Annotated in this window: 16 protein-coding genes; 7 read left to right on the top strand and 9 right to left on the bottom strand. The window is 32.1% G+C overall.

Annotated features, from left to right (window positions below; all coding sequences use genetic code 11):
- Positions 1-47: 47 nt before the first annotated feature.
- Positions 48-1,622 (top strand): glycosyltransferase family 39 protein, encoded by a 1,575-nt coding sequence (locus DPQ89_RS14325; RefSeq protein ID WP_127717718.1) that lies wholly within the window; start codon positions 48-50, stop codon positions 1,620-1,622.
- Here DPQ89_RS14325 and DPQ89_RS14320 read toward each other — a convergent pair.
- From DPQ89_RS14320 to DPQ89_RS14310, 3 genes are read right to left on the bottom strand one after another with little or no spacing between them, the layout of a single operon-like run.
- Complete coding sequence (locus DPQ89_RS14320; RefSeq protein ID WP_127717717.1) at positions 1,619-2,119, bottom strand: dTDP-4-dehydrorhamnose 3,5-epimerase family protein; 501 nt, start codon at positions 2,117-2,119, stop codon at positions 1,619-1,621. The two genes, DPQ89_RS14325 and DPQ89_RS14320, sit on opposite strands and share 4 nt — an antisense overlap.
- Entirely contained in the window at positions 2,106-3,863 is a 1,758-nt protein-coding gene (locus tag DPQ89_RS14315) for a hypothetical protein (protein ID WP_127717716.1), read from the bottom strand. Before DPQ89_RS14315 ends, DPQ89_RS14320 begins: the two co-directional genes overlap by 14 nt.
- A complete protein-coding gene (locus DPQ89_RS14310) occupies positions 3,856-4,710 on the bottom strand; it encodes a hypothetical protein (protein WP_127717715.1) in 855 nt (284 codons plus the stop codon). The genes DPQ89_RS14315 and DPQ89_RS14310 overlap by 8 nt, the downstream gene beginning before the upstream one ends.
- Before the next feature lie 63 nt (positions 4,711-4,773).
- Between DPQ89_RS14310 and DPQ89_RS14305 the strand changes: the two genes are divergently transcribed.
- A complete protein-coding gene (locus DPQ89_RS14305) occupies positions 4,774-5,700 on the top strand; it encodes an NAD(P)-dependent oxidoreductase (RefSeq protein ID WP_127717714.1) in 927 nt (308 codons plus the stop codon).
- Positions 5,697-6,386 carry a sugar phosphate nucleotidyltransferase gene (locus tag DPQ89_RS14300; protein ID WP_127717713.1) on the top strand — a complete coding sequence of 230 codons (690 nt, stop codon included), beginning with the start codon at positions 5,697-5,699 and terminating at the stop codon, positions 6,384-6,386. Before DPQ89_RS14305 ends, DPQ89_RS14300 begins: the two co-directional genes overlap by 4 nt.
- On the opposite strand, the gene DPQ89_RS14295 is transcribed toward DPQ89_RS14300, so the two are convergent.
- From DPQ89_RS14295 to DPQ89_RS14275, 5 genes are all read right to left on the bottom strand, one after another.
- Positions 6,376-7,824, bottom strand: coding sequence for a hypothetical protein (locus tag DPQ89_RS14295; RefSeq protein WP_127717712.1), 1,449 nt, complete (start codon positions 7,822-7,824; stop codon positions 6,376-6,378). The genes DPQ89_RS14300 and DPQ89_RS14295 overlap by 11 nt on opposite strands.
- A 143-nt stretch (positions 7,825-7,967) precedes the next feature.
- Positions 7,968-8,888: a transketolase family protein gene (locus DPQ89_RS14290; protein WP_127717711.1), complete on the bottom strand. Its 921-nt coding sequence runs from the start codon at positions 8,886-8,888 to the stop codon at positions 7,968-7,970.
- Positions 8,885-9,700 carry a transketolase gene (locus DPQ89_RS14285; protein WP_127717710.1) on the bottom strand — a complete coding sequence of 272 codons (816 nt, stop codon included), beginning with the start codon at positions 9,698-9,700 and terminating at the stop codon, positions 8,885-8,887. The genes DPQ89_RS14290 and DPQ89_RS14285 overlap by 4 nt, the downstream gene beginning before the upstream one ends.
- Entirely contained in the window at positions 9,687-11,195 is a 1,509-nt protein-coding gene (locus DPQ89_RS14280; RefSeq protein WP_127717709.1) for a B12-binding domain-containing radical SAM protein, read from the bottom strand. Before DPQ89_RS14280 ends, DPQ89_RS14285 begins: the two co-directional genes overlap by 14 nt.
- Positions 11,192-12,145, bottom strand: coding sequence for a glycosyltransferase family 2 protein (locus DPQ89_RS14275; protein WP_127717708.1), 954 nt, complete (start codon positions 12,143-12,145; stop codon positions 11,192-11,194). Before DPQ89_RS14275 ends, DPQ89_RS14280 begins: the two co-directional genes overlap by 4 nt.
- Positions 12,146-12,251: 106 nt before the next feature.
- On the opposite strand from DPQ89_RS14275, the gene DPQ89_RS14270 reads away from it, so the two are divergent.
- The 4 genes from DPQ89_RS14270 (at position 12,252) to DPQ89_RS14255 (ending at position 17,901) form a co-directional block, all read left to right on the top strand.
- Entirely contained in the window at positions 12,252-13,721 is a 1,470-nt protein-coding gene (locus DPQ89_RS14270) for a glycosyltransferase family 39 protein (RefSeq protein ID WP_127717707.1), read from the top strand.
- Positions 13,722-13,896: 175 nt separating this feature from the next.
- A complete protein-coding gene (locus tag DPQ89_RS14265; RefSeq protein ID WP_127717706.1) occupies positions 13,897-15,903 on the top strand; it encodes a hypothetical protein in 2,007 nt (668 codons plus the stop codon).
- Positions 15,890-16,954, top strand: coding sequence for a hypothetical protein (locus tag DPQ89_RS14260; protein ID WP_127717705.1), 1,065 nt, complete (start codon positions 15,890-15,892; stop codon positions 16,952-16,954). Before DPQ89_RS14265 ends, DPQ89_RS14260 begins: the two co-directional genes overlap by 14 nt.
- A complete protein-coding gene (locus DPQ89_RS14255; protein WP_127717704.1) occupies positions 16,951-17,901 on the top strand; it encodes a hypothetical protein in 951 nt (316 codons plus the stop codon). Before DPQ89_RS14260 ends, DPQ89_RS14255 begins: the two co-directional genes overlap by 4 nt.
- Here DPQ89_RS14255 and DPQ89_RS14250 read toward each other — a convergent pair.
- Positions 17,890-18,498, bottom strand: coding sequence for an HAD family phosphatase (locus DPQ89_RS14250; protein WP_127717703.1), 609 nt, complete (start codon positions 18,496-18,498; stop codon positions 17,890-17,892). The genes DPQ89_RS14255 and DPQ89_RS14250 overlap by 12 nt on opposite strands.
- Between the last annotated feature and the right edge of the window lie 68 nt (positions 18,499-18,566).

Below are 18,566 nucleotides of genomic sequence, written 5' to 3'. Positions count from 1 at the left end.
CAATAACTTAATATCATTATTAACTATATATAAACGGGATCATTTCCTTGAATAAGAAGTCATACTTTTATCTCTCATTAATTGCCTCACTTTCTGTTGTCGCCTTTGTTCTTAATTTGAATATTGACAGACACCTATTACATGGAAACGAAGGTTACTCTATTTCATGCGCGAGGGAAGGTCTTAAGCTACTTCACCCAGGTCTTCCTGAAATATATGGATGCACATACGATCACCAACCCCTTTATTTTTATTTTCTAAAAGTTGTTAAATACTTTACTGGTGAGAATCTTATTTCCTTAAGATATACATCAGTACTCTTTTCTCTATTAACTATCATTACTGCTTTCTTTCACTGTAGAAGAAAGGGTGTTTCACCAATAAATACGTTTACAGTAATCAGTTCAATGAGCTTCTTTTATTTATTCTTTTATCATTCTCTGTACTTGAGAATGTATCCATTATTTATACTTACTTCAGCACTAATTCTCTATCAGGTTGACTTAATTTTAAATCATAAGAAGAGAGACTATCGTTTAATAAACACTGTTCAATACATAGGATATTTTTCATTTATATTATCGTTCGTATTTGTTCCACTTCAGATATTAATCACTCCTAAAGAAGATAGAAAAAAGAATCTAATCTATCTAAGCCCACTTATCATTCATTTTCTCATAAAGCTTCCATTTCTAATTTATCATCGTATTCTTGAAAGAAGCTTTAACTATGTCGTTGAGAATCCTGTACTAAGAGATCGTTATGAAACAACACTCTTAATAGCAATCCCACTAATTATCCTACTATTAGGTTATCTACTTTATAAGAAAAAAGAAAAAGTTGTATCTTTATATAGCAATAAATTCATACCAATTCTTGATTCTAAGATAATTGTAAATTTCTTATGCCCTCTGCTTGTTATTACAGGCATCACTGGTGCCTTTGACCTTCATAACTTCTATGGTGAAATTTTCCCTTTTAAGAACTATTTCATGGGCTTTTTTTTCAAACAAACAGTAATTAGTTCCATAATCATTTCTACTGGAATTTACTATGCAAAAGAGAATGTAAGTAGACCACTATACCGTCTATTAGTTTTCACATTACTTCTATTTTTAATTACTCTAACAATGCCATTGGAAGAAATAGTCGTGAGATATATTTTATTTTTGATACCAATTATTTATTTAAGTGCAAGTATTGAGCTGGAAAAATCACTAAAGAAGGTCTCTCATCAGCTAATACTGGCAATCGGTATCATTTCTCTTGGTATTTCTGGAAGTATTGAATACAACAAGTATGTAATAATTAAAGGAAAGAATGCTAAGGATGCTAGTGAGCACTTAGCTAAGTTCTACGATACTAAGCAAGTTGTTAATATGTACACAAATGACACTTTCATTTTTAATTACTATCTAGCATTTAATGCGAATTACTACTATGGGCTGAAAATTAAAGGTTTACAAATCAAGGATAAATCAGAGATCAAGCCACACACCACTTTAATTGGTGGTGAATATGATGAGATTAAAGACTATATTCGAAAAGAATCTTCAAAAATTCGTTTTAAGAAATACTTTCACGATAGTGATTTTCCAAACTTGATTCAAATATATCACTAAGAATCTCTTTTGGAAGTAATCGGATTAAATCCTACTGGCCAAGTGATATTGAATTCTTTTTCATCATATCTATATGAAAATTGTAGAGAAGGCTCATAGTAAGTTGATTGCTTATAATGAAATATTGCTTCTTCTGTTTCTACATAGTGACCATTCCCATATCCTGGAGGAATTAAAACCTGTTTATGATTGTCTTGCGACAAATCAAATATTTCATGCTTTCCAAAGTTCTTATCGCCCTTCTTGCAGTTAACGACAACAAGTTTAATACTGCCTTGAAGACATGAAACGAGTTTCCATGTAACCTTATCCCCATGAATACCTCTAAACACTCCTTTCTTTGATCTAGAATAATCATCTTGTACGAAATTAACTTCTACTCCATTGTCTTTGTATATTTGTTCATTATATGTTTCAATGTATTCCCCTCTATGATCTTTAAAGCATTCAATATCAATTTCAAGTACACCATCAAGTTCGGTTTTATTCACTTTCATTTTTTTCTCCAAAAATCATAGTCTCAAAAACATCGATAGAATCACCTGAACGGCAATCCAATCGAATAAAGTCAGTAAGAGTATTTTCAAACAAGAATTTTTTCCAGTATAAACCTTTTAGTAGTGTCGACTCTTCTTTAGAAGATATCGCTATATTCAACTCAATAATTGAGTTTTTTTTCGAATAAATTTGACACTTTGAAAGAGAACTTAATTGTTGTTCATTTAATACTAAAATCCAAAATTCATTTGCTACAACTTTATCTATAAAATAGTAATCGAAGATAAATCTCTCATTTCCTTTAATTTTAAAAACTCTTGGAGTGAAATACTTATTACCGGGAGTAATATTATTTACCAACAAGTGCCTCTGTCCATGCTCTACTGAAGTCTTTGATTCACTCCAAATTAATAGGTCTTTTAATTGGTTAGTTATATTATTTTCAAATATCTTTTCTTCTCCAGCAAAGATCATTCTGTATTCAACAGAAACTCTTTTTAAAGAAATTCCAATCTGCCATACGATAGCAAGTAAAATTATTAACCTTAATACTATTTTATTATTTTTATTAAGCAACTCTCTGAAAACAAAGCCTAAAGATAAGAGAAAGGTCAGTATAAAATGTCTAAAGAATATATGAGTATGATAAAGGGCCACATTAAATAAGATCATTGAAAATAGAAGAGAACCAGCAAGAAATACTAGTATATCTCTCACTTCAGAACTCTTTCTTTTAAGCATAAGTACTATTAAAGAGACAATAATTAACGCAACACTTATGACATTATAATTAAGAGTCATGTAGATATATTTACTCATTAATTCAAGAGAATCAAAAAATGAATCATTCACCAAAGGATATCTATTAGTTAATGTGTTAGATACATCACCAATAACTTTTTCTAAACTGCCAAAAAACATAACTCTCTGTATCAGGTACAAAGATAATGAAAGGCCTACTCCTAAACACACTAGAGACAAATCTTTAATGGACTTCTTTTTGATAAGTAGAAAATAACCTCCGATACACAGAGTATAGAATAAATATTCATTTGAAGTGTACACAATCAAAAAAGGAGCTAAGAAATATACAATACGCCTATACTTAAAGCTTCTTACTAAGGTCAAAATAAAAATACTAAGAAGACCCTCTTGAATTGGTATATTATATAGATTTTGTACCCAACCATAACTGCTATAACTTAGTATATATAAAGAAATAGTTAGTACTGATACTTTAAATGAAAAATATGACCTAATTATTAGAAATAAGAGAAATACATTCAAGACAGATATGATTAAAGATATATTTCTGAGGTTATTAACTTTAAAAGAACTACTTACCGCTTTATAGAAATACTCCGTAAAAGGTGGGCTTCTTGTATAAAAACAATCTTCATAAATTGACTGCAAGTTATTTTTATTTTGATAGTAGTCAAAAAATGTAATTGGTCCTTCTATCTCTTGATGGCAGGGAACATTAAAGAACGAATGAAGAACGTGTCCTTTTCTATTTACTATTCCAGAGTTTTCAATAAATGAATCTAATGTTAAATTCTTAACTGCAGAAATCGTCGAATGATCGTCGAACGAATTCCCATCAATATGACTCACTCTAGACATCTGGGTCTGGATACGCGATACAGTTCTATGCTTTTTAAATATTACTCCTGAAGAGATTATTACAGAAAGTAATAGTATGTAACTTGGCCAGTATTCTCTAAAATGATTTATTCTATTCAAGAAATTCTACTTTGATGACTTCATTAAAACTAGAAGGCCGTGGTTTTCTATCGAAGAATGTAACATAGTACCCTCCTCCACCAGCCCCTAACAACTTAACAGAACTAGCACCCATTTTAAATATTTCAGAAATTTCTTCTTCAAAGAATTTAACATCACTATCAGTTAAAATTTTCTTCTTATACTTCCAACTAAGATTGAGAAGTCGATGAAACTCTGACTCGTTAAAGTTTTTATCTTTCAAGATGACAAGGGCTTCTTCAGCAATTTCCTTTATTGCACCCAAGCTCTCTGCATTGTCTTCAAAATTAATTTCCTTTAGCTCTCCATCTCGCTTCTTCTTGCTTTCAACTATATACATTTTCGCATTTAAAGTATGAATAGTATCCCTAGGAATCTCTTCATCATCTTCAAAAACATTATCTTTTGAAAACCGTAGCACTTTGAATTTATTAGAATTAACTAATATTTGATCTTGGTTTCCTGCATTTTTTTTCAAATATTCTTGTTCAAAATATGTCACTTTCGAGATTAAATCATTTCTTGAAAGCACTTTATTTGATACGGTTTCAATTAATGAGCTTATTGAAGCGGAACTTGCTCCCAAACCTTTTGACAAAAACTTTGAATTTCTGAGTGTTAAACAATCTTCAACAGTAATGCCTAAAAAAGATGACACTTTTTTGATTATATCTAACTCTTTTGAATCTTCAGAATATTCCCAGTATATCGATTTGTTTATGGGTCCACCTAAAACTATTCCTGAATGTAATTCAAACCAGCTAGGGTAATCTGTACCTCCTCCGAAGAGAGAAATTCGAAGAGGTTTCATCACTACTTTATACATTTAAAAATTATCATTGCCGCACCCCCCCTTTGTCAAGAGGACCTACGAAGCTACACTTTTTAAATGAATATTCTAGTCACTGGTGGAGCCGGATATATTGGTTCCAAGCTATGCGAAAAATTAATTTCAGAAGGTCACAAAGTAACTGTAATAGACTCTCTATACTATAATCAGGAAATTCCTCATTATTTTGAAAGTCAAAAAATTGAATTTATCCACACTGATATTCGTGACAAAGACTTATTAGAATATCATATTCAAAATCAAGATGTAATAATCCCTCTTGCATGCTTAGTAGGTGCCCCATTATGTGAACAACTCCCTAATGATGCGAAACTCATAAACCAAGATATAATAAAGTGGATATGTGATCTTTCACAAAAAGAACAAAGAATAATTTTTCCAACAACGAATAGTGGCTATGGTACAAAATCAAATGAAATAGAATGTGACGAAGCAACCCCTTTGACACCAATCAGTCTCTACGGAAGAACAAAATCAAATGCTGAGAACATTATTCACAATAGAGGGAATGCCATCTCCTTAAGACTTGCCACAGTATTTGGAACTTCATATAGGACTCGTTTTGATTTATTAGTAAACGATTTTGTAGAAACTGCGTATAATAAAAGTGAGCTGATTCTTTTTGAACATCATTTTATTAGAAATTACATTCATATAAATGATGTCGTTGAATGCTTTATTTTTTGCATTAAGAATTTTGATCAAATGAATAACAATATTTTTAATGTGGGTTTAAATAACGCTAATCTTACCAAGCTTGATCTTGCAAACAAGATAAGAGCACATTTACCAGATACTAAAATCTCATTAAATGAATTTAGTAAAGATCCAGACAAAAGGAACTATATTGTGTCTAACGAAAAGATTAAGTCATTCGGATTTCAAGCCCAGAAGAGTCTTTCACATGGTATACTTGAAGTTATTGAATATTTAAATTCTGGCGGTAAAATTCATAGAAATATATGAATAACAATCATGATACTCAAATTGTTATTCTATGTGGAGGACAGGGCAATCGGTTCCTAAATATTGATGAGTCAATTCCAAAATGCTTATATCCAATTAAGGAGAAAGCATTTATTCGATATATGATAGAACAGCTCCAGTCCCAAGGATTTATAAAATTCACTTTCCTATTAGGCGACAGATACGAACTATTTATAGATGAATTTAAAGAAGAATTCAATTTCAAGCACTTTAACTATATTTTAGAAGAAACTCCGCTAGGTACAGGTGGTGCCATACTTAACTTCTTCAATTTAAATCCTCAATATGAAAGTATTTTAGTTATTAATGGCGACACCTTTATAAAAGAAGATTTTGAGAGGGTGATTAAAAGAACAGAACAATCAACCATTCTCTTATGTAACAACTTTAAAAAAGATAGTGCAAGCGGAGCTGTTCAAATCAGCGCTAAAAAAATACTCTCTTTTAATGAAAAGAGCAATAGTGGCAGCTATTTAAACACTGGCATCTATCTATTAAATAGGAACCTATTTCATGGCTCCAATGGTCAGTTTTCATTAGAAAAAAATATTCTAGAACCAAATATATCTTCATTTCAATACGTTGTGAGTTCAAATCTATTTTACGATATAGGGACAACAGAAGGTTTTGAACGTACTAAATTGTACATTGAATCTATAACTTAAATATTAAGTATCTTTCTGATTCGTAGAAAGTATTGAAGTTATTCTTATAGAATTCAATATTCATTCTTCTGGGCCTGGTTTCAAAATTATCTTGATGACCAAATTTCTTTACCATCTCTGGAGCTAATAATTCATACTTAGAAAAAACTATATAATCAATTCCATGGTCTTTAGCAATTCTCAAAACGCCATCACCACCTTCATAAATTTCATTCACGACTTTTTCTTTTATGGTGTAATTGTAACCTAAAGACCAAAGATAATGTCTATTTCCTAGAAATTTCCCTCTTCCTGCCAGTAACGAAATAGGATTATTTCTTCTAGAGTCTGTTAAAAACACATCATCCAACAATGTATTGCTTTTTATAAATGCAGATAATTCGTAATCTGATCTTGTTAAGAAAGGATACGAAACTCTATTTGGAACAATTGTTTCTATGTAATTAATTATTGGATCAGCGAATAACAGAACGGATAGTAAAATGACGAGCATTTTTTTCTTTGATTTCTCTATTAAAAAATTTACTAGACTTACGCTAAAACATAATTTTGACAGTATTAGAATTCTCGCATTATCGTATGGATTTGGCTGCATAATAAAGAATGCATAGAGAGTAAGAGTCGCTAAACCTATGATATCAAGTGTGCCTAATGTTCTATTCTTTATTAATATAAAAGCAATTAAAAAATAAAATATTCCAAACTCTCTAACGATATATATTGAGCCTTCACTTAGGCTTAATCCTGATACAAACCATAGAGGACTAAAGTCGATGGTGATTATAATATCAGGGTGAGATAAGTACAAGAATGAATAAGCTGATACAAACGCAGTATTAATCATACCAAACACGACCCATTCTTTGATATTTTTTTTCTTAAATAGGCTACACACAGAATATAAGAAAATGAGAATTAAAGAGTGTGGATAAGTAAAAAAGCTACATAAAGAGAGTAAACAAGAGAAAGCGAAGTATTTTTTATTACTTATCCTTTCCAGGCATAGTATTGCGAGCGTTGAGAAAATGAGTCCACCGCATAGAGATCGCGAAGGAAAAAGACTGTACATAAATGTTGAAGCGACAGAAGGGTGATACTGAAATAGGTGATTCGTATTTAGAATACTTGGGTCTTCAAAAAACTTAACGATCCATTTTAAGTAATTAAAGCCCGAGCTTAATAAGAAAACGCCAATACATAAGAATGCTTTTTTGTGAGACCTTAAAAAATTATTATAAAATAAATGAAGGCAATAAAAGAGAAGAAAGCTTACGAATATTGAGAATACTCTATAGACTTCTATCACATCCAAGTGGAAAACCTTCATCAATATAGACGGTAATAAGATAAATAAGAATGGATAGCGCAAATTTAGATCAGAACTAGAAGGAGCATGATTAAACCATTCAAGCAACTCTCTCTCACTATAACTCGACATTAGATTAAGATAAGTTGGCATATCATGCCATAATTGCCTTGAATTAACATAGAGAGTATCACCGCTCCAAAAAATTCCAAAAACAAATAGAAGCGACAGTAGACCGCCCCACACTAAAATTGATAAGACTTTGTATTTTTTTTCTACAATATCCAATTTCTTATCTTACTTTCTACTGTTTCTTTATCAATTTCATAATACTTATGAATTTCTTCTCTACCACCATATGTATACGAAAAACCTTTTGAAACTGGTATCCCAACTCTTTTAACTGGTACATATACTTCATTATCAGAAAGTACTTCAAGAATTGCACTACCTAGGCCACCTTCTAAGAAATGTTCTTCGTAAGTAAGTACTTTTTTATAGCGACTGACAATTTCTATAAGCTTTTCTTTATTTAAAGGTATTTTGAAAATATCTAAAAGGCCTATAGATAAGTTTTTATTATTCTCTATTATTTCACTAGCTATTGAAGTCGTTATTCCAGTTGAAATGATTAACAAGTCCTCACCATGAACAAGCTCACTCATTCCATCCTCCAAAATGACATCTTCTTTATAAAGAATGTCTCTAGGCTGTCTCTCAAGTCTGAAATAATTCGTTCCTGCAAGATTGTTAAAGTTCCTTGCAAGTGCCTTTGAAACATTTGAATCCGCTGGTGAATAAATTGTAATATTAGGCAGTGCCCTCATTACTGAAATATCTTCTAGCAAGTGATGAGTTGGACCGGAATCTGGATAACTAAACCCTGCGCCAACACCGACAAGATTAATAGGAAAGTTCATCATGGAATTTTGAACTCTTATCTTTTCAATACAGTTTAGAGTTAAAAAAGAGGCTATAGCATATACAAATACTTTCTTTCCTTCTTTTGCCAGGCCTGAAGCGACTAAGATTGAGTTTTGTTCAGCAATTCCTGTGTGAACAAACTGGCTTGGAAGATTTGTTCTAAACTTATCTAAGGAAGGAGCTCCCATATCAGCACTTACTATAATAATATCCCTATCAACTTTAGCAAGTTCATAAAGCTCATCCCAAAAAGAATCTCTTTGAGTAATCATAGTCCTACTTCCTTTTTTGCAACTTCAATATCGTCACCTTTTGGAGGAACGCCGTGACATAATGGCCTAAAGCTCATTACATCAACCCCTTTTCCCTTTACTGTATCGGCAATAATCATAGTCGGGACAGACGATGGTCTTGACCTTAGGTTTGAAAGAGCTTTGTCTAAGCTTTCAATACAATGACCATCTACTCTAATACAATTCCAACCAAATGCTTTGATCTTATCCTCTAAAGGCTCTAAAGCTAAGATATTTTCAGTAAAATCTAATGTGCATAAGTAATTACGATCAATGATTCCTACTAAATTATTTAATCTATTGTGGGATGCAAATTTCATAGACTCCCAAATGGAGCCTTCATAGAGCTCTCCATCTCCAAGAAGAACATAAGTTAAATATAACTCTCTATTCATCTTTGCACTTAGAGCAATACCAGCACCAACTCCAAGCCCATGCCCTAGAGCCCCAGCTGTTGTTTCAACACCTGGAACAGTATTTTGAAGATGAACACCAAATATCCCATCTTTTTGTGCAAACTTATCTAATTCCTTCATATCGTAATAACCTAAATCGGCTAGAATGGTATAGAGGAGAGGACTGGCCTGAGCTTTACTTAAAATAAAGCGATCTCTTTGTGGATCATTTTCATTTTCTGGATTTACTCTAATATAATTTTTATAATACAGAGTTGCTAATATTTCGACACATGACATCGAGGAAGTAACATGCCCCGTTTCTGCCTTTAGACAAATATCCAAAACTTTCTTTCTTAAATATTCACATTTTTCAATTAAATCATTGGTTTTCATAATATGCCTTTGCAAGCTCTTTATTAACGAAGTGCTTTCTCTTTAATGGTATATCAACAATACTCTCAATATACTCTCTTGTTTCTGGGCCAAATCTATTGTTTATATATTCTAAATATTTTGGATTCTTATGGTATATTTTCCAAGCTTGATCTCTAAATGTTAGCACTTCTGCACCAGTTAATGTTTTAGTTGGAAGGGGAATGGTATCTTCACCGTGTTGAGAGTATGCGAGCCAATTTTCAGGCATTAAAACTTTATCTTGTAGAGCTTTCTCGTAAAGGCTAGAGCCTGGATATGGCATACTACAATAAAAGTTTGCTGTTTCAACATTTAAGTCCATAGAAAAGTTTAAATTTTCCTGCATTATTTCAAGACTGTCATCTGGAAGACCAAACATGAAGTTTGCATGAACAAAAATTCCAGCATCTTGAATCATTTTTATAGAATTGACTATATCATCTCTCGTGAAGTTTCCTTTCTCCACTGCACTTCTAACATCTTCATTGTAAGTCTCAATCCCTAAGATTAACCAATTTATTCCTGCTGCTTTAATTCTCGATAAATGTTCTTTTTTAAAGCTATCTACGCGAGAGAAGGCCCAAATATTAAAATTATAATTCTTTGCTGCAAGTCGATCACAAACTTCTAAAAAGAATGATTCTTTTAAAACAAATAACTCATCAGCTATTTTTACGTTCTTAACTCCCGCCTGATAAAAATGCTCAAACTGATCCATTATAAGATCAACAGACCAATGTCTATAAGCTCTTTGACCAAATGGAGCATTTATACAACAGAAGCTACACTTAAAAGGGCACCCTAAGGTTGTATAAATAGAGGCATAAGTTCCTCTATTTTCTAAATCACCAAATAAGAACCAATTAGGTGCTCTATATTTATGAAAGTCTATTTCTCGAAAATCAAGACCTGGATAATCTATATCCATTCTCTCTTGCGGAATCATTTTTGGAACAGGTCCCTTAAGAATCTTATTTTCTCTTTCGAAGTATAAACCTTCGACTAATGACAATTGTGAAACTGATTCCAGATCGGTTTTCAACAACTGGTCAAGAGTATAAACCCCCTCACCTTTAATAACAAAATCTACCCCCTCTTCTGTCAATGTCTTTTCTGGAAGAGCGCTTACATGTCCACCTAGTATTGCTATTTTTCTAACAGGGTTGTTCTCTTTTATAACTTTTGAACTAAGACCTGCTCCGTAAACAGTATGAGTACTTGCCGACGGATGTTGACCATAAGCAACCATTACAACAATCTTTGGATTTAACTCTTCAACTAATTTCGTAAGATCTTTATTAGAGATACGATCAACAATGCAATCAACTATCTTTGTGCTAAATCCTCTTGAGAGCATTGATTTAGAAAGCATCATACACCAAAGAGGTGGTTCAACTGTCATAATACTCTTACTTAATTCTCCATATACTTTGTCGAGTCCATCTGGATTAACAAATAATATATCTAGGCTCATTTTATTCCTTCTAAGTTAATACTTTTTTCTACAATATAACGAGGTCTTCCTCTCGTTGATGAATGAATTTGAATTAAGTATAGTCCTATTATACTTAAAATAAAACATATAGCTGACCCCATCAACAATATCACTCCAACTCTTACATCAGAAACTATTATGGATATATATTTATGTATTCCATTACTAATAAGATTAAAAATTCCAATTAATATACTAATTAAAGTAATCATAAGGGTTAAAACTGTTATCAAGTATAAAGGCATATATGAATAGCTTGTTACTGCCTTTAAGAAGTCCTTGTAAGGCCTATGACCAAAGATTGAAAACTGAGTCTCTCCTGCAGAGCGCGCCTCTCTATCGTATTCCAAGTAAGACTGATTGAAGCCTACCCAAGTAAAGAAACCTTTAAAATAGGAGTCCACTTCACCTATCTTAATGATTTCATCAACAACTCTTCTAGAAGATATTTTAAAATAGCCCGAATTAACTGGCATAGATGGTGTACAGGTTTTTTTTAAGATTGAGTATGAAACTGATGTTAAGAAAAGTTTTAAAGAAGATTCTCCAGCCCTACTCTTCATTATTGAGTGTACAACATCACTTTTCTGAGAAATCATTTGATCTAATAGCCGAGGAATGAGCTCGGGAGGATCTTGTAGATCACTATCCAGTGTTACAACAGCATCTCCTTTACTGGCCTCAAAGCCGGCAAAGAAGCATTCATGTCGACCAAAGTTCCTACTCATTAGAATCAATTTGATACGGGAATCTTTAGAACAGTAATTCTCTATTTTTGAAAGAGAGCCATCAGTTGATCTATCGTCTATAAATATAATTTCATATTCATGTTCATGTTCAATATTTTCAAAGCTTTTATCTACCCTAGAAATGAACTCATCGATGGTATCAAATTCATTCATTGAAGTTGCAATAATAGAGATCAACATTTCATAACTTCCTATAATTATTTATTGTAATTATAGACCAACTAACATTTTAATGGTAGCATTTAAAGCATTTCATAAATGTAAATAGAGAAGGATTTTTATTCACATGGAAAACTATTCAAAAGTTCTAAACCAATTTTTCTTTTATAAAAAACGTTATCTCGAAGCTTTTTTAGTCTTTTTCGTTTCGTTTATTGTATTCATATTAAATAGATCACAGCTTCCTACAGATTGGGATAGTTTAATTTACGCTCTTGATACAATCTATAACCGATACTCATCTCTGCATTTTGGAAGACCATTATTTTCATTAACAAATCAATTAACAATGATACCTAATTATGAAAATGCCTACTTAGAAATCATTCCAAACTTGATGCTTATTACAACAACATTTTCTTCGTTGTTTCTAACAATCATTTTTCTTCTTTTTAAGGCTTTTTATGGATCAACTCTTCAGTCGATTCTTGGAGTACTAGTAATACTTCTCTCCCCTTCAATGTACCATATTATTACTAATATAACTCCAGATGCAGGCATGTACTTCTTCTTATCTGCCTATGTAGCAATGTGCTACAAATTTATTAAACTAGGTCAATTCAAATATTTCATATTGGCCATTGTGTTCTTTTCATTGGCGTTTCAGTTTAAAGAACAGTCTATATTCGCTTTACCGACATTTTTAACACTTTATACTTTTTCTAAGAAGAGATTTACTACCAATCAGTGGGCAAGAATAATAGTTAGTGTAGTTCTATTCTTAATTGTACCTACAATCTTTTTTCTACATAAGCTATTTCTCTTAGAGAAAATAATGATTCAGAACTTCCTAGGAAGTAAGGATCTTCCTCTATACTTTTTCATAGGCTACACTTTAGGCTTTATTTTATTCTTTTTTAATAAAAATAAAGAGCACATTCAAGCTTTTATTCAAAGAAAACTACTTGATAAATTAAAGATATCTCCTGAGGCATTCGTAACGACAACAGTTGTGATAATATTTTATATCTCAATGGTAATATTTGTTCCGTTTCTAAGGGATCAATCCATCTTCTTTAGTAGATATGGACTTTTTTCATATGTCCTACTCGCTATCATTCCGGTTACAATTTCTAACTACTTCATAAAATCAGAAAAGCATAAAAACATTAAGGTGTTTATAATCTTTATTCCTATTCTTACTTTTAATATTTCAAATACAATTAGTCTAAAAAGAGATAGTGACAAATTCTATAACACATCGAAAAACATATATAGCCACGTTCAGAGTAGATCTAAGGGAGCATTACTACTTCTAAGTCAATATACATCAACTGTTTATTATATCCATTTAACGGATCTTTACAGAAATCCATTTGATTTTATCTGGCCAGGCAAAGACTTCAAGATTGATGAGCTTTACTTAACTGCCTTGCGTACATTAAATGACGGCAAAGATGTGTACCTCTACGACCTAGAAAAAAGTAATATTCATGACAAAGATAAAGTTATTAAGATAATGCAAAATTTTAATTTGAAGAAAGAAGGTGACGATCTATACAAAGTTCTAAAAACAGCTCTTCCCCAAGCTCAGTAGATACTTTTGTAGGAGAAAACCAGTCATCAAAATATTTTTAGATTTATAAATCACTAAAGAGTAAAGATAACTCACGGCAACATTTATACGTATTTTAGGCTCTATGAAAGTAAGAACTAATGAATTTTTTAAAGTAATAAATCTCACTGTATGATAAACTTTCATTCATCTAAAAATGAATAAACTAATATGGATGGAACAGAAATTGAAGACTTTGCCATCGTACTGGCCAAAACAATTCTTTAAAAAATTACTTTACCTTGGATTTCTGTTCTGGGCGATTATATTTCCTAGTTATTCACAAGAAGACCTAACTCCACAAATTTCTACGACTTCAGGAATATTAGAATCCCTAATTGAAATTATTGATATTGAAAAGAATCAATACTCTAAACTTATCTCAGAGGCCGAAAAACAAAGCTTACTCATAACAGATGAATCTCAGGTAAAGGATTTAAAGCTAGACCCTTTCTATGTAAAATCGCTACTTCTTAATTCAGACAATAAGTATTTAACATTCTTAGGTAATGGTGATGATGAGTGTAGGCTAATTTCTCTATTTCAAAATAATCTTTTAAAAACAAGTAGAGGTTTTATTAATAGAGTTATCGTTAACTATATTGATAATAACGGACAAAAAAAGAGAGGTCTTTTAACAAAGACAAATTTTCTTGAGCTGTATTATAAGAAAAAATGTATCAGTAACAAAGAGATTGGTGGGCTATTTGAATTAAATAGCATTGCTTCAACAATGAAAAACCTAACTCTCCCCACTCCTGAAACCAGCAAGCAGTGCTCTCAGATTTTATCAAACTGGATAGATAATCCAAATACACCCTATATCTGCGGTGTACATGAAATAATAGAACGTGGGAATAAGGCAAAAACGATTTTGCCTGCAACAAGCTCACTGCAACGAAATAGACGTGCAGAGTTGCAAAGAAGAATTAGAGAAGCTAATAAGTACACTCCCCTAATTCCATACTTTCAAAGAACTTATTTTAGTAATCTATGCTCCTACATAAATAATGAAAAAAACTTTTGCGAAAAGTATCTCGCGAAGGATATTTGGTCCAAAGTTGTGACTGGAGAAAGAGAAGACTACCTCATTGAATCGAAATGTATGAATGTTCTTAATAAGGACAGCTTAACTAAGACTGATTTAAAAAAATGTGCACTAAAGTTTAAAACAGAGTCAAACTACTGCCATACGAACGGTAACTCTAAACATACATCACTATTTCCTCTACCTTCTTGCCAAGAAATTTCCAACGCCCTAACAGGTGCTCGCTTGGTTACAAAGTACCATGACTGTCCAGGTTCAGTAGATAATGAAGGCGTCGTCAATATTCATCGAATAATTAATCACTTTAAATCGGTTAAATTAAAATCTAATGAATTCACTTGCGCTACAGAAACAAATCTCTCCTTTGCAAAATTAAATTTTGAGTCAAATAACGCAAAAGCGTGGCCTTTAAAAATCTGTTTTCAAAATAAGGCAACAAGTCTTAAAGAGTGTCACTCTTATGTTCCAGGAATCTCAAGCTCTGAAGAACTCGCCGAAGATAGTGTGATTTCTAAAATTATAAAAAAAGCTGAAAGAACTCCATTTGAGGTCCAGTGCAAACTTGCAAATTCTAAGTCCTATAGTCCAAATAGACTTGGTTACAAAACAGGTTGCTTCATAGTTTATGATCCGCAAAATTGTACGACCATGCATTGTCCTAAGAAAGTTTACTATGAAACAAAGCTCATCGATTACCTAAGTTATGAAGGGAAAGTCGTATTTGATTACTTTCCAACTTCATTTTCAAACGAAAAATATGCGGCCTCTAACCTTTTAAGTGATACCTTTAAAAAGGATTCTAAAAAAATAAGAAATCTAACAGAATTAAAGTTCTACTTCGATCTTCACAAGAATGGAATCATACATGGAATCGGTTGTGCAGAAGACTTACATCCAACAGTTTTCCAAAGAAGAAATCTTAACCAGTGTCGTCCATTACCATTTATTATTGATGGTCTAGATGAAGAAGAAGGATCAGGGAAGCTTGTCATAAGAACAGCTATTAGTGATCTACACTCTCCTATTTTAATGGAGTGGAATATTATTTTTAACTCAGTTACAAACTATAAAGAGCTTCATCCTCTTAGTACATGGACTTTATATGGTATTAAGTAGAATATTCTTAACATTTATGGTCTTTATGAACTCGGTCTGCTCTATTGAGTTACCTGAAATATCAACCAAGCAATCAATTAATAATTTAAGATTTATTTCAGAAGATGGAAAATTCACCTTCTATCAACGTAGATCTGGTAGTTTACTTTTATCCACAAATTATAATACTGAGGAAGTTCTAAAAGGACCGATTGGAACACAATATACAGTAACTTCATCTAAATCGAGAAAGCTAAATCTTATAGAGCAAAGTATCAATTTTCACACTTATCTAAGTGTTCGAAAAACTAGCAAAATCTATTACAGCGATTTTGGAAAAAAGAATATTAAGTATATCGGCGAAGGAATAGATGCCAGACTTCATGAAGATGATGTATGGATTTCTTACTATAGTCCATTTAAGAACACTTTACATTTTTCAAATGTGGTAAACCCTTCGGCCTCCTTCAAGATCATTCTTCAAAATATAAAAAATCCATACTTCATCCCTCAAAGAGAAATGTTATCAAGTAAAACCATTCTCTATACTGACGTAAACAAAGAGGGAAAGAATGGGTTAATTATCTTTGACAGAGCAAACTCAAAGAGTGATTTACTTCAAAAGTCTGATGATGTTTTCATTCAATATGAGTTATGCACAACACAGGAAGATATATATATCGGCTCTTTTAGTGCAAGTCCAGAAACTCCTTATAGCTCTATCGCGAAGTATTCCAAGTTAGATTTTAATCTTGGAAAGGGTTCAATACTTTATGACAATAATAAGAGTGATTTGGGCCATATGATTTGTGATCATAAAAAGGATACTATCTACTTTATTAAAGACCTTAGTAAAGAGTATAAAAAGACAGGCTATGAAGTTGCGAAGCTAGATACAGTAACGAAGAAAGTCAGTATTGAAAGTTCTCTAAAATGGGTCAATTCTGTTCTCAACATGGATGGTAGACTACTCATACCATTTAGAGGAACTTACTACGTTCTTGAAGGTGATAAGAACGAGTCAACAAAAGACAATTTATCTAAAAAGACACAAGAGAAGGTAGTAAAATGAAATCTCTGTGCATATTTTTCATACTTATCCACACTCTTTATGCCGCGGACTTAGACGACATAAAAAAGGGAAAGATATTTTTAGAGTCTAGAAATACACCACTAGAGTATAGATTAACGATCTCTTCTCTCAATAGCTACACTCTAAATAATATTGAAAAAGAGCAACTTATTAAAGATATCATTCTAAGTGATACCTACTTTTCGCAAATACCAAAATCAGAGCTCTTTCTTTTAACTAAAACAGAGATCTATAAACTGGCCCTTTCTTACTTAAGTAAGAACAAGAATACTTATAGAGTTGTAGACCAAAAACTAGTTAATTCTCTTGAACAAAGAAGTTCTAAAGATTTAAATATTTTTTCCAAATGGATGTTAAACGCCACCATTTCAGATATTAAAAAGATTATTAGTTATAAGTATTATCAAACATACTTGATACAAAAAGCGCAGAGTAAGAAATTGCGAACGATAGAGCTTGTCAAAATCGATAAAAAGATAAACCTCTTAAATCCTTGGATTGATCTATATTTACAAAATAATGACGAACAAGTGAATATGCGACTTAGGCCACTTCATTTTAAAATTGTTAATAGAATGGCATTTCTTACTAAAATAATTCACAAGACTTCGAGCTTCGAAGAGACTCCTAAGCTCTCTACCCTTTCAACATTGAAGTTTTTTACTTATTCTCGCGCACTAACTAAGACAGAATCAAATTTGAAAAAGATTGAAGATGTTCTAGATAATATATCTCTATTTCCGACCCCTTCAGATAACTACAAAAAACCAGAGACTCTTCCTACTCCTAAGAATGATTGGATTCCAAAAGATGACATGGATAAGTTAAAGGCCCAGAGCCTTGATCTTTTTCCAGATCCTGATCCAGACTACAAAAGTCCTGACAATCTTCCTGAGCCTGTTAATGATTGGTTACTAGATAATTAAATTTCTTAAGCAATCGAAATTACCATTTCTTTCGAACTGTTTCGTTTGAATGCCAAGCTCCTTGGCCATCAGGATATTTTCTTCTAAGTCATCAATAAATAAAATCTTATTCGGACTCAAGTTCAGCGTCTGGATTAGATATTCGAAAATACCGCGATCAGGTTTTCTCATAGAAATTTCATGGGAATAAATTGTTTTGTGAAAGAAATCTTCCATACTCATTCCAAAGCTCTTATTACAAGTAATATCAAAGTAATTCTTGTGAACAATATTCGTATTACTCAAAAGATAAACTTTGTAGTGCTTTTTCAATTGTTCCAAAAAAAGAACTTTTGCAGGGTCAATTTCTCCCAACATCGCATTCCAAGTCTGCTCCAACTCAGTGAGAGAGACTCTATTTCCACATAGATCATTTACTGATTCTAAGAATTTCTCAGCTGAAATTTCACCTAATTCAATATCTAAAGCGAGCTGCTTAAACTCTGCTTCAGCGTCTATTCCTAAGCTCTGCCTAAGCTTATCAAAAGTTCTCTGTGGGTAGAGATCAATAATAACCCCACCAAAATCAAAAACCACTGACTCAATTTCTTTAAACATCTTAATGACGCACTCCAAATAACAGTTTATTGCTGTCTCTATATTCCTACCTGAAACACTTTATGTTA

The organism is Halobacteriovorax sp. HLS, assembly GCF_004006665.1.
GTDB lineage: Bacteria > Bdellovibrionota > Bacteriovoracia > Bacteriovoracales > Bacteriovoracaceae > Halobacteriovorax.
Note: the sequence above shows the minus strand (reverse complement) of the source record. Positions and strands in the feature narration are given on the sequence as shown.

Bases quoted from the DNA above. Each gene is read 5' to 3' on its own strand.
- DPQ89_RS14295 (WP_127717712.1), bottom strand. From the start codon at position 7,824: ATGTCGAGTTATAGTGAGAGAGAGTTGCTTGAATGGTTTAATCATGCT.
- DPQ89_RS14320 (WP_127717717.1), bottom strand. From the start codon at position 2,119: ATGAAAGTGAATAAAACCGAACTTGATGGTGTACTTGAAATTGATATT.
- DPQ89_RS14270 (WP_127717707.1), top strand. From the start codon at position 12,252: ATGGAAAACTATTCAAAAGTTCTAAACCAATTTTTCTTTTATAAAAAA.
- DPQ89_RS14300 (WP_127717713.1), top strand. From the start codon at position 5,697: ATGAATAACAATCATGATACTCAAATTGTTATTCTATGTGGAGGACAG.
- DPQ89_RS14255 (WP_127717704.1), top strand. From the start codon at position 16,951: ATGAAATCTCTGTGCATATTTTTCATACTTATCCACACTCTTTATGCC.
- DPQ89_RS14275 (WP_127717708.1), bottom strand. From the start codon at position 12,145: ATGTTGATCTCTATTATTGCAACTTCAATGAATGAATTTGATACCATC.
- DPQ89_RS14310 (WP_127717715.1), bottom strand. From the start codon at position 4,710: ATGTATAAAGTAGTGATGAAACCTCTTCGAATTTCTCTCTTCGGAGGA.
- DPQ89_RS14280 (WP_127717709.1), bottom strand. From the start codon at position 11,195: ATGAGCCTAGATATATTATTTGTTAATCCAGATGGACTCGACAAAGTA.
- DPQ89_RS14260 (WP_127717705.1), top strand. From the start codon at position 15,890: ATGGTATTAAGTAGAATATTCTTAACATTTATGGTCTTTATGAACTCG.
- DPQ89_RS14265 (WP_127717706.1), top strand. From the start codon at position 13,897: ATGAATAAACTAATATGGATGGAACAGAAATTGAAGACTTTGCCATCG.
- DPQ89_RS14305 (WP_127717714.1), top strand. From the start codon at position 4,774: ATGAATATTCTAGTCACTGGTGGAGCCGGATATATTGGTTCCAAGCTA.
- DPQ89_RS14250 (WP_127717703.1), bottom strand. From the start codon at position 18,498: ATGTTTAAAGAAATTGAGTCAGTGGTTTTTGATTTTGGTGGGGTTATT.
- DPQ89_RS14285 (WP_127717710.1), bottom strand. From the start codon at position 9,700: ATGAAAACCAATGATTTAATTGAAAAATGTGAATATTTAAGAAAGAAA.
- DPQ89_RS14290 (WP_127717711.1), bottom strand. From the start codon at position 8,888: ATGATTACTCAAAGAGATTCTTTTTGGGATGAGCTTTATGAACTTGCT.